The sequence below is a fragment of the Mycobacterium sp. genome, from assembly GCF_032159565.1.
In the GTDB taxonomy this organism is placed as follows: Bacteria; Actinomycetota; Actinomycetes; order Mycobacteriales; family Mycobacteriaceae; genus Mycobacterium.
This window is the reverse complement of sequence record NZ_JAVHWR010000040.1, coordinates 16,832-27,696: the sequence shown is the minus strand read 5'-3', so window position 1 is coordinate 27,696 and position 10,865 is coordinate 16,832. Positions and strand designations below refer to the sequence as shown.

General features: G+C 63.9%; 11 protein-coding genes and 1 pseudogene. 1 reads left to right on the top strand and 11 read right to left on the bottom strand.

Annotated features, from left to right (window positions below; all coding sequences use genetic code 11):
* Positions 1-270: 270 nt before the first annotated feature.
* Positions 271-1,524, bottom strand: a complete 1,254-nt coding sequence (gene murA / locus QOC76_RS05550) for a UDP-N-acetylglucosamine 1-carboxyvinyltransferase (RefSeq protein ID WP_526266438.1) — start codon at positions 1,522-1,524, stop codon at positions 271-273.
* A 70-nt stretch (positions 1,525-1,594) separates the two neighbouring features.
* On the opposite strand from murA, the gene QOC76_RS05545 reads away from it, so the two are divergent.
* A complete protein-coding gene (locus tag QOC76_RS05545; protein WP_526266436.1) occupies positions 1,595-2,173 on the top strand; it encodes a cob(I)yrinic acid a,c-diamide adenosyltransferase in 579 nt (192 codons plus the stop codon).
* Here QOC76_RS05545 and QOC76_RS05540 read toward each other — a convergent pair.
* From QOC76_RS05540 to QOC76_RS05495, 10 genes and pseudogenes are all read right to left on the bottom strand, one after another.
* Positions 2,170-2,616 carry a DUF2550 family protein gene (locus QOC76_RS05540; protein WP_526266434.1) on the bottom strand — a complete coding sequence of 149 codons (447 nt, stop codon included), beginning with the start codon at positions 2,614-2,616 and terminating at the stop codon, positions 2,170-2,172. The two genes, QOC76_RS05545 and QOC76_RS05540, sit on opposite strands and share 4 nt — an antisense overlap.
* Positions 2,617-2,624: 8 nt before the next feature.
* Complete coding sequence (locus QOC76_RS05535) at positions 2,625-2,990, bottom strand: F0F1 ATP synthase subunit epsilon (protein ID WP_526266432.1); 366 nt, start codon at positions 2,988-2,990, stop codon at positions 2,625-2,627.
* Positions 2,991-3,178: 188 nt separating this feature from the next.
* Positions 3,179-4,618, bottom strand: a pseudogene (atpD, locus tag QOC76_RS05530) (F0F1 ATP synthase subunit beta); the annotation flags it as partial.
* A gap of 22 nt (positions 4,619-4,640) precedes the next feature.
* A complete protein-coding gene (locus QOC76_RS05525) occupies positions 4,641-5,567 on the bottom strand; it encodes a F0F1 ATP synthase subunit gamma (protein ID WP_526266430.1) in 927 nt (308 codons plus the stop codon).
* Between the two features lie 12 nt (positions 5,568-5,579).
* Positions 5,580-7,226 (bottom strand): F0F1 ATP synthase subunit alpha, encoded by a 1,647-nt coding sequence (atpA, locus tag QOC76_RS05520; RefSeq protein ID WP_526266428.1) that lies wholly within the window; start codon positions 7,224-7,226, stop codon positions 5,580-5,582.
* 78 nt (positions 7,227-7,304) lie between these two features.
* The gene (locus QOC76_RS05515; RefSeq protein WP_526266426.1) at positions 7,305-8,636 is read right to left on the bottom strand and encodes a F0F1 ATP synthase subunit B/delta; all 1,332 of its coding nucleotides are present in this window, start codon (positions 8,634-8,636) and stop codon (positions 7,305-7,307) included.
* A gap of 5 nt (positions 8,637-8,641) precedes the next feature.
* Positions 8,642-9,163, bottom strand: a complete 522-nt coding sequence (locus QOC76_RS05510; RefSeq protein WP_526266424.1) for a F0F1 ATP synthase subunit B — start codon at positions 9,161-9,163, stop codon at positions 8,642-8,644.
* A 13-nt stretch (positions 9,164-9,176) separates the two neighbouring features.
* Complete coding sequence (locus tag QOC76_RS05505) at positions 9,177-9,422, bottom strand: F0F1 ATP synthase subunit C (protein WP_015308519.1); 246 nt, start codon at positions 9,420-9,422, stop codon at positions 9,177-9,179.
* Between the two features lie 61 nt (positions 9,423-9,483).
* The gene (gene atpB, locus QOC76_RS05500) at positions 9,484-10,242 is read right to left on the bottom strand and encodes a F0F1 ATP synthase subunit A (protein WP_526266422.1); all 759 of its coding nucleotides are present in this window, start codon (positions 10,240-10,242) and stop codon (positions 9,484-9,486) included.
* Positions 10,239-10,712: an ATP synthase subunit I gene (locus QOC76_RS05495; protein ID WP_526266420.1), complete on the bottom strand. Its 474-nt coding sequence runs from the start codon at positions 10,710-10,712 to the stop codon at positions 10,239-10,241. The genes atpB and QOC76_RS05495 overlap by 4 nt, the downstream gene beginning before the upstream one ends.
* Positions 10,713-10,865: the final 153 nt, after the last annotated feature.

Here is a 10,865-nt window from a genome sequence, read left to right as displayed (position 1 = left end):
AGCACCAGTATCAAACTGGCAAAAAAACAAACCACACCCCTAAACGGGAAAAAGAAGCATGGCAAAAAACAAAAACAACAAACAAAAACCACCAAACACACTATTGAGTTCTCAAACAACACACCCGGTTACAGGCAACCCTGCCACTGTACTCGACATCGGCAGAGACGTCAAACCACGTCCGCCAGTCCAAGACTGGGGCCGTGGGCTAGTGGAAACACTACGCCTTCTCACACGGGCGTCCCAAATCGGGGCCGGTGACCTGCGAACCTAGACGACACGCTCGATCTCGGCGCCCAGGCTGACCAAGTTCTCCACGAACAGCGGGTACCCGCGGTCGATGTGAAAGACGTCGTGGACCTCGGTATCCCCGTCCGCGACCAGGCCGGCCAATACAAGCCCCGCCCCGGCGCGAATGTCTGACGACCACACCGGGGCGCTGGACAACTGCGGAAGGCCCCGGACTACCGCGTGATGGCCGTCGGTCCTGGCGTCGGCGCCGAGCCGGATCATCTCCTCAACGAACCGGAACCGCGCCTCGAAGACATTTTCGGTGATCATCGAGGTGCCGTCGGCGATAGAGGCCAGCGCGATGGCCATCGGCTGCAGATCGGTCGGAAAGCCGGGAAACGGCAGCGTTGCGACGTTGATCGCCTTGGGCCGTTCGTACTGCACGATGCGGAAGCCGTCGTCGCTCTGCGTGACAGTGGCGCCTGCGTCGTGCAGCTTGTGCAGCACCAGCTGCAGGTGCTGCGGGTCGACGCCGGTGACCGAGATGTCACCCCTGGTCATGGCCGCGGCGATTCCCCACGTGGCCGCAACGATCCGGTCGCCGATCACCCGGTGCTCCGTTGGATGCAGCCGATCGACGCCGGTGATCGTCATCGTCGACAGGCCTGCCCCTTCGATCTGGGCACCCATCTGGTTCAGCATCGTGCACAGGTCGACGACGTCAGGTTCGCGTGCCGCGTTGTGGATGGTGGTGACGCCCTCCGCCACCACCGCCGCCATCAAGATGTTCTCGGTCGCACCCACCGACGGGAATTCGAGCTGAATCTCCGCTCCGCGCAGATGATCTGCCTCGGCGACCACACAGCCATGCTCGATATTGCAGCGGGCACCGAGCTGTCGCAGCCCGGCCTGGTGCATGTCCAGGGGTCGCGACCCGATGGCATCGCCGCCCGGCAGTGCAACCTTGGCCCGCTTGCAGCGGCCGACCAACGGCCCGAGCACGCACACGGAGGCCCGGAACTGGCGGACGGCAGCAAAATCCGCGTCGTACTTGGGTTCGTCGGGTGATGTGATGCGAACCGTGCCACCATCCAGTTCGACGTTGGCTCCGAGCCCGCGAAGCACCTCCGCCATCAGCGGCACGTCGAGAATGTCCGGGCAATTCGTGATCGTGCTGGTGCCTTCGGCCAGCAGCGTGGCAGCCATCAGCTTCAGCACGCTGTTCTTGGCTCCCCCGACGGCAACTTCGCCTGACAACCGGTCTCCACCGGTGACCACGAAACGCTCGCTCACCGCGTTAGTTTAAACAGCGGCGCGGGCGGTGTCCGAATCCTCGGTGAGGCGCCGGCGGTACCGTTTGACCATGGCTGTGCACCTGACCCGGATTTACACCCGTACCGGTGACGACGGAACGACCGGATTGAGCGACTTCAGCAGGGTTTCCAAGAACGATGCGCGGCTCGCGGCGTACGCCGACTGCGATGAGGCCAACGCCGCCATCGGCGTTGCCGTTTCTTTGGGTCACCCCGACGAGCAAATGCTCAAGGTGCTGCGGCAGATTCAGAATGACCTCTTCGACGCGGGCGCTGACCTGTCCACTCCGGTCGTCGAGGATCCCGAGCACCCACCACTGCGCATCAGCCAGAGCTACATCGACCGGTTGGAGGCGTGGTGTGACCAATTCAACGCACCCCTGCCTGCACTGGATTCTTTTGTGCTGCCGGGCGGTACTCCGTTGTCCGCCTTGCTCCATGTGGCCCGAACCGTCGCGCGCCGTGCCGAGCGGTCGGCCTGGCTGGCGGTCGAAGCTCATCCCGACAGCGTCAGTGTGCTACCGGCCAAATACCTCAACAGGCTTTCCGATCTGCTCTTCATCCTCTGCAGAGTCGCCAATCCCGGCGGCGATGTGCTGTGGCAACCGGGCGGTTTTGCAAGGGATTAGGCCGTCCTGCGCCGCGCTCGAGGCGACGGTCGCGACTCCAGCCACGATTGAAAGGCGGTCAGCGCGCCGCGATCCAGCGCCACCTCGTAGCCGGTCTTGCGTTCCGGGCTCGTGTCGCGCAGTTCGAGGATCACGATCTCGGCCGTCATGATGTCGAACTCATCGCCTCGTGGCGACCGGCGCGACACGATCTCCAGCCCTCGGCGGCTGAGCCGACGATCAGGCCACCACCGCAGGCTGGAGAGCCGGTAGAAGCCGGCTTCGCCACCGCGATAACGCATTACCCCGTGCCGCCAGCCCTGGCCTCCGACGGCCGGATAGTCACGCAGAATCGCCGCGGTACCCCCGACCTGACGCAGCTTCCACAGCCGGTAGCTCAGGGCGATGACGACGAGAAGAAGCACACCCACCAGCGCGGCCATGATCAGCATGGACGCGCTCATCGGTGGCCCTAGTCGATCTGGCCGAGAGCGCGCAGCCTGGCGCGGCCTTTGGCTGCGGTCGCCTCGTCGTCGGACTCGGAGTCCCGCTTTGCCGCGTCGGCGTTGATCTCGGACTCGAGTTCAGCGGACTCGGCGAGGATGATCACGCCCTCGTCGGTGACGGACATGAAGCCGCCGTCGACGGCGATGCGCAGATCATCCTCACCTTCGCGTTCGACCCTGACCATGGCGTCGTCAACCAGCTGCGCCACCAGCGGGATGTGACGCGGCAAGATACCGATCTCACCCGCAGTGGTGCGGGTGAACACGAAAGTGGCTTTCCCCGACCAGATTTCGCGTTCTACCGCGACGATGTCCACATCCAGTTCAGCCATGACTAGTCACTCTTGTCTTCGCCGTCGTCCTTCGCGGAGTCGTCGTCCTTCGCGGAGTCGTCGTCCTTCGCGGAATCGTCGTCCTTCGCGGAGTCGCCGTCCTTCGCGGAGTCGTCGTCCGAGTCGTCGTCCGAGTCCTCGTCGCTCTTGTCCCCGGACGCCGGAGCGCCGTCGCTGCCGCTGTCGTCCATCTTGGCGCCGAGGCTCTCGGCCTTGCGCTTCAGATCTTCGAGACCGCCGATCAGGAAGAACGCCTGCTCGGGAAGGTGGTCGAAATCGCCCTTCGTGAGCCTGTCGAACGCCTCGATGGTCTCCTTCAGAGGCACGGTCGAGCCGGGCTGGCCGGTGAACTGTTCGGCGGCCATCATGTTCTGGGACAGGAAGCGCTCGATGCGGCGGGCGCGCTGCACCAACTGCTTGTCTTCTTCGGCCAGTTCGTCGATGCCCAGAATCGCGATGATGTCCTGGAGGTCCTTGTATCGCTGCAGGATTCGGATGACTTCCTGGGCCACACGGTAGTGCTCCTCGCCGACCACGCTCGGATCGAGGATCGTCGAGCTGGACGCGAGCGGATCGACCGCCGGGAAGATGCCCTTGGAGAACACATTACGGCTGAGCTCAGTGGTGGCGTCCAGGTGGGCGAAGGTCGTGGCGGGCGCCGGGTCAGTGTAGTCGTCGGCGGGCACGTACACGGCCTGCATCGAGGTGATCGAGTGGCCGCGGGTCGACGTGATGCGCTCTTGGAGCTCACCCATCTCGTCGGCCAGTGTCGGCTGGTATCCCACCGCGGAAGGCATGCGGCCAAGCAGTGTGGAGACTTCGGAGCCGGCCTGTGTGAACCGGAAGATGTTGTCGATGAACAGCAGGACGTCCTGCTCCTGTTCATCGCGGAAGAACTCGGCCATGGTGAGCGCAGACAACGCGACCCGCATACGGGTGCCGGGCGGCTCATCCATCTGACCGAACACCAGCGCCGTGTCCTTCAGCACGTCGGCGTCTGCAAGCTCGACCCAAAGGTCGTTGCCCTCGCGGGTGCGCTCCCCGACCCCGGCGAACACTGACGTGCCGCCGAAGTTGCGGGCGATGCGGTTGATCATCTCCTGGATCAACACGGTCTTGCCCACGCCGGCGCCGCCGAACAGGGCGATCTTGCCGCCGCGGACGTAGGGCGTGAGCAGGTCGACGACCTTGAGACCGGTCTCCAGCATCTCCGTGCGGGGTTCCAGCTGGTCGAAAGCCGGCGGCTTGCGGTGGATCGACCAGCGCTCGAAGTCCTTGCCGTAGCCGGGCTCATCGAGGCAGTCGCCGAGCGCGTTGAACACGTGGCCCTTGACTCCGTCGCCGACGGGTACCGAGATCGAGTTGCCGGTGTCGGTCACCTCGACGCCTCGAACCAGTCCGTCGGTGGGCTGCAGGGAGATGCAGCGGACCAAGTTGTCGCCGAGGTGCTGGGCAACCTCCAGCGTCAGCGTCTTCGCCAGATCCTTGTAGTCGATCTCTGCGTGCAACGCGTTGAACAACTCGGGCACAGAACCACGCGGGAACTCGACGTCGACGACAGGGCCGGTGACGCGCACGACGCGGCCCGCGGTGTCGGTGTCGGTCTTCTTTTCAGCAGTAGCAGTCATGTGTCTTTTCGCTTCCTACGGGCTACTTGTTGGCGGCGTCCGAGAGCGCGTTAGCGCCACCGACGATTTCGCTGATTTCCTGAGTGATCTGGGATTGCCGTTCGCGGTTGGCCATCAGGGTCAGGTCCTTGATGAGGTCGTCGGCGTTGTCTGTCGCCGACTTCATCGCCCGCCGGCGGGATGCCGACTCCGATGCCGCCGCCTCGAGCAGGGCGGCGAAGATGCGGGTGGCGACATATCGTGGCAGAAGCGCGCCGAACAGTGTTTCCGCATCCGGCTCGAACGAGAACAGCGTCTGCGGTCCGGTCTCCTCTTCGCTGTACTCCACCACCATCGGCGCGATCCGGCGCGCGACCGCGGTCTGCGACATCATCGATTTGAACTCGTTGAACACGATGTGCAACTCGTCGACGCCGAGAACGTCGTCCTTGCCCGGATCGTCGCCCTCGTCGTCCATGCCTGCGGTGAAGGCGTCGACCAGTGTCGACGCGATCTCCTGCGCGTTCTCGTAGTCAGGCCGCTCGGAGAACCCGGTCCAGGAGTCGAGCACATCCCAATTGCGGAAGCTGTAGTACCCGAGGGCTTTTCGGCCCACGGTGTACAGCACGGGTTCCTTGCCCTCCGAGCGAAGCAAGGAGAACAACTCCTCCGACCGCCGAAAGACGTTGGCGTTGTACGCGCCGCAGAGCCCACGGTCCGACGACACCACCAGCACACCGGCGCGCCGTGGGTTCTCGCGTTCGACCAACAGCGGGTGGTCCAACGCGCTCGCGTTGGCCAAGTTCGAGAGCATGTGGGTGATTTCGCGGTCGTAAGGCCGAGCCGCCTGGACTCGAGCCTGTGCCTTGGCGATACGCGAGGTCGCGATCAGCTCCTGGGCCTTGGTGATCTTCTTGATCGACCCGGCGGAGCGGATACGTCCACGCAGTTCGCGCAGTGTGGCAGCCATTAGCGCTCCGGCCTATTTCTTCTTCGGCTTGGGCTTGTTGACCTTCACCGATTCCTTCTCGACGTCTTCTTCGTCCATTGCATCGGCGTGCTCATCGGGGACGACTGAGCTGCCGTCGGTGGTGTCGAAGCCCTTCTTGAAGTCGTTCACGACTTTCTCGAGCTTTTCTTCGAGCTCCTCGGAGAGCTTCTTGCTCTCCCGAATCTCTTTGAGGATGCCCTCATGCGAGCCCTTCACGTGCTCGAGAAATTCCCGCTCGAACCTCTGAACGTCCTCGACGGGCACGGTGTCGAGGTGGCCCCTGGTACCCAGGAAGATCGCGACGACCTGCTCCTCGACCGGCATCGGGCTGTTCTGCGGCTGCTTGAGCAATTCCACCAGCCGAGCGCCGCGATCCAGCTGCGCCTTGGATGTCTCGTCGAGGTCGGAAGCGAACGCGGCGAACGATTCGAGCTCGCGATACTGCGAGAGATCCAGTCGCAGCGATCCGGCCACCTCTTTCATGGCCTTGATCTGAGCGGCACCGCCGACACGCGAAACCGAAACGCCGACGTTGATCGCCGGGCGCACACCCTGGTTGAACAGATCGGTCTCCAGGAAGCACTGGCCGTCGGTGATCGAGATGACATTGGTCGGGATGTAGGCCGAGATGTCGTTGGCCTTGGTCTCGATGATCGGCAGGCCCGTCAGCGAGCCGCCCCCGAGCTCGTCGGACAACTTGGCACAGCGTTCCAGCAGCCGGGAGTGCAGGTAGAACACGTCTCCCGGGTACGCCTCGCGGCCGGGCGGCCTGCGCAGCAGCAGCGAGATGGCACGATAGGCCTCCGCCTGCTTGGTCAGGTCGTCGAACACGATCAGCACATGCTTGCCGTCGTACATCCAGTGCTGGGCAATGGACGACCCGGTGTACGGCGCAAGCCATTTGAAGCCGGCCGAGTCGGAGGCCGGTGAAGCGACGATGGTGGTGTACTCCATCGCGCCACCCTCTTCGAGGGTTTGGCGCACGCTGGCGATGGTGGTGCCCTTCTGGCCGATCGCCACGTACACGCAACGGACCTGCTGGTCGGGGTCGCCGGTCTCCCAGTTCTGGCGCTGGTTGAGGATCGTGTCCACACATACCGCGGTCTTGCCGGTCTTGCGGTCGCCGATGATCAGCTGGCGCTGACCGCGCCCGATCGGGGTCTGGGAGTCGATCGCCTTGATGCCCGTCTGAAGCGGCTCACTGACGCCTTGACGCTGCACCACAGACGGCGCCTGCAGTTCCAGGGCGCGTCGCTCGTCGGTTTCGACATCGCCGCGACCGTCGATCGGCTGACCCAGGGGGTTGACCACACGTCCGAGGAAGGCATCACCAACGGGTACCGACAGCACCTCGCCGGTGCGCTTGACCTGCTGGCCCTGTTCGATCTTCTCGAAGTCGCCGAGGATCACCGCGCCGATGGCGTGCTCGTCGAGGTTGAGCGCAACACCGAGCACACCGCCCGGGAACTCCAGCAGCTCCTGTGTCATCACCGACGGGAGGCCCTCGACGTGCGCGATGCCGTCGCCGGCGTCGATGACAGTGCCGATTTCCTCGCGCTCGGTGTCGGCTTCGAAACCGGCGACATACTCCTCGATGGCGCCCTGGATCTCGTCCGCCGAGATCGTCAACTCTGCCATGGGGTTCTCCTCTTCGCGCAAGCGCTCATCGGTGGCTTTCGTCTTCCTACTTCGTGTGTGGGTCTGATGTTGTCGGGGTCATTCGGGCAAGTGGTTCTCGGCCGACGCCAGCTTGGACGACAGCGAGCCGTCGATCACCTCGTCGCCCACCTCGATCGTGAGGCCGCCTAGCAGTGCCGGGTCGATGTCGAGCTGAAGCGACACCGGATGACCGTAGATGCGGGTGAGCAACTCGGTCAGTCGGTTTCGTTGAGCGTCGCTGAGCTCGCTTGCGGCGCGCACGTGTGCGACGACCTCGCCACGTCGGGACACCGCGAGATTCGCCAACTCGCGGACGGCGTCATCAGCACGCTCGCCGTGCAGCAGTTCGACCGTCTGGCGAAGCAGGTCCGCGGTGTTCTTGCTCGCCCTGCGGTGAAGCACGTTGTTCAACAGGCTGATTCGGCCGTCCACGGGGGAGGTGTAGTCGCTGAGCAGGGTGATCAGCCGCGGCTCGGTGTCGAGGATGCGACTGAACCTGAACAGCTCGTCCTCCACGTCTTCGATCTGCCCGTCGGCTTCGGCGCGCACCAGCAGGGCGAGCCTGGCGAGGTGTTGGACTCCGCGCGTCAAGTCCGAGGCGGACGACCAGCGCTGCGAAACGGCATTTTTGAGTATGTCGAGTGCGGATTCGGAAACCTTGCCGGACAGCAGTCGCTCAACGAGGTGCACCCTGGAAGCGGAATCCGCGGAGGGGTCGGCCAGATGCCTGGCCAAAACCGGCTCGCGGCGCAGTAACTTGACCGTCGATGCCAGATCGTCGGACAACTTGGTCAGTCCGGCGCCGTCGAGCCCGGCCACGGCCTCGTCGAACTGTTCGACGACTGTGGCCACCGACTGGCGGCTGGCGGCGCGCAGCTTCGCTGTGGCGGCGTCGGAGAACACCGTGCTCGACGGCGCCATCTCATCCAACTCGTCGAGGAAGCGGCCAACCGTCGCGGACTGCTCTGCTGGATCGGAGACGAAGTCGCGCACCATATCTCGTGCACGATGCACGGACTCGGCGCCGAGAGTCTGCCGAAGTTCGCGGATGAGCTGCTGACGAAGCAGCTGAACTTGTTGTGCCCCTTGCGTTTTGATGCGCTCCAGCTCGGCGTCGGCTTGGGCCCGCAGCTGTTCGGCGATCTTCTCGGCGTCGTGACGCGCCTCCTCGATCACCTTCGAAGCCTCAGCCTTGGCCTGCTCGAGCGCCTTGGCGTGCTCCTTGTCGGCGTCGGCGACCTTTTTCTCGGCCTCGGAGTGTTCTTGCAGCTGTGCGCGGACGGTCTCCTGCTGGTTCTTCATCATGGTGCGAACCGGCGGTACAACGTATTTCCATAAGAGGAAGACGATTACCGCGAAACCAATGAGCTGTCCGATGAAGGTCGACACGACAGCTAACGCCCCTGTCCTGTAGTAACCGGAACCGTACGAGTGGTCACCTGGACCCCGAGGACGCGACTGGCAAACTGCGCCGCCAGAGTCTCAACAGACGTCTGGAGGTCGGCCGTCACCGCCAGCGACTGCTCCGTGAGCTCCTCGGTGGCCTGCGCAAGCACCTTCGAGACCTCGGCGTTGGCACGGGCGCGCGCGTCCTCGACGATCTTGCGGCCCTCGGCACGGGCCTCCTCACGGACGTGCGTCGCCTCGCGGCGGGCCGTGGCCATCACCTTCAGGTAGTCGGCGTCAGCAGCCGCCCGCAGTTGCGCTGCGCGACGGTTGTCCTCAGCCGTCTTTTGCACCATGGCTTCGCGTTCGCGCAAAACCTTGGAGATAGGCGGCACAACCCACTTGGCGATCACACCGAGCAGGATCAAGAAGATGATCAGCACGAAGAAGAACGTGCCGTTGGGGATCAGAAAGTTGCTCTGACCGCCGCCTTCTTCCGCCGCCAGGATCGTCGAGCTGAGGTCATTCATGACCGTGGACTACCTACTTGACCGGAGTGGCGAACACGAACAGCGCCATGAATGCCAGGTTGATGAAGTAGGCGGCCTCGACCAGACCGACCGTGATGAAGAACGGAGTGAACAAGCGTCCCTGGGCCTCGGGCTGCCGGGCGATGCCGGCGATCAACGCGTTACCCGCGATGCCGTCACCGATACCGGCGCCGATGGCACCGCCGGCCATGATCAGTCCACCGCCGATGAGCGCGCCGGCAGCGATTGTGGGATTCATCTTTATCCTCCTTGATAACTGGCAGGTGTCCTACCAGGACGTGGGTCGAGCATGGTCGGTATCAGTCATGTTGTTCGTCGAGTTCCATCGACTGGCTGAAGTACAAGATCGTCAGCAGGGCGAAGATGAACGCCTGGATGGCGCCGACGAACAAGTCGAAGCTCTTCCAGATCGCGTTGGGCGCCCACATGATCCACGGCGGGAACATGGCGATCAGCGCGACCAGGATGCCGCCCGCGAAGATGTTGCCGAAAAGTCGGAGTGACAGCGAGATCGGCTTGGCGAGCTCCTCGACGAGGTTGATCGGCGCCAGAACGGCGACGTGGCCCTTCAGTAGCTTCACCGGGTGGCCGATGATGCCGCGGCGCCAAATGCCCGCCGCGTGGTAGCAGATGAACACGAACAGTGCGAGCGCCAGCACGAAGTTGATGTCCGAGGCCGGCGGCTTGAGCAGTTCGTGTATCCCGCCGTTGGAATCGGTGTACTGCACGGGCAGGATCGACAGCCAGTTCGACACCAGAATGAACACGAACAGCGTGACGGCCAGCGGCAGCACGAACGGGGCGATCTTCATGCCGATCGCCGACTCGATCTGGTTGCGCAGCTGAACTGTGATCGCTTCCCAGAACAGCTGCACGCCGCTGGGCACACCGGTCGACGTCACCTTGGCGCGCAGGAAGAATGCCAGCGCCAGCACAATCGCCGCGGCAATCGCGGTGGACAGCACCGTGTCGGTGTTGACGGTCAGCCCGAACCAGTGCGCCTGCGTGTGGTGGCCGACTTCGATCCCGGAGCCGGCGGCGAGGATCGTCTCGGTCATTTCTCTCCTGCCTCCCCTTCGAGTCCATCACTACCGACGCCGATGCTCCTCGCGTCCGCGTCGCCCGCCCGCAGCTTCTTCAAGACGGGCAGCGCCGTGGAAAGCACTAGCAATACCTGGAACAGCGCCATGCCAAACACGACGCCGAGACCCTGCGGCCGGAAGATGAATGCGATCGTCAAGCCGATCACCGTCATCACCAACAGCCGGGTGGCGGAGTTGATTGCCATTTTGCTCTTGAGCGGATGGTCCTTGGCTGTGATCGCCTCGACCGATCGCTGCACGAGGATCGCGTTGAGCAAACCGAGCGCGAGGCCTACTCCGAAGAAAACCCCGACCATCGGATGGTCAAGCAGGGCGGCCGCCACTGTCACCAGGCCGGCGAAAACCACGCACACGGCAAACAACCGCAACGGCCGGAAAGCCACTGACGGAAACACCAACGGCGCATCCTGCGCTGGCGTCGTCACGGCGTCACCTCAATCCCGCGGTCACGAGGGCTAACCCAATGATTCTGTGCGTGGCGCCCCGAGCGTATCGGAGTGCGCAGGACGCGCTGGAATCACCCAAGGGGTAGCTCCCTTTGTCGGTCGTTTATCCGTGCCGGTCGGTGGTGAGCCGGG

Coding starts and splice junctions, on each gene's coding strand:
- QOC76_RS05540 (WP_526266434.1), bottom strand. CDS start 2,616: ATGAGCGCGTCCATGCTGATCATGGCCGCGCTGGTGGGTGTGCTTCTT.
- atpA (WP_526266428.1), bottom strand. CDS start 7,226: ATGGCAGAGTTGACGATCTCGGCGGACGAGATCCAGGGCGCCATCGAG.
- QOC76_RS05510 (WP_526266424.1), bottom strand. CDS start 9,163: ATGAATGACCTCAGCTCGACGATCCTGGCGGCGGAAGAAGGCGGCGGT.
- QOC76_RS05525 (WP_526266430.1), bottom strand. CDS start 5,567: ATGGCTGCCACACTGCGCGAACTGCGTGGACGTATCCGCTCCGCCGGG.
- QOC76_RS05535 (WP_526266432.1), bottom strand. CDS start 2,990: ATGGCTGAACTGGATGTGGACATCGTCGCGGTAGAACGCGAAATCTGG.
- QOC76_RS05505 (WP_015308519.1), bottom strand. CDS start 9,422: ATGAATCCCACAATCGCTGCCGGCGCGCTCATCGGCGGTGGACTGATC.
- atpB (WP_526266422.1), bottom strand. CDS start 10,242: ATGACCGAGACGATCCTCGCCGCCGGCTCCGGGATCGAAGTCGGCCAC.
- QOC76_RS05545 (WP_526266436.1), top strand. CDS start 1,595: ATGGCTGTGCACCTGACCCGGATTTACACCCGTACCGGTGACGACGGA.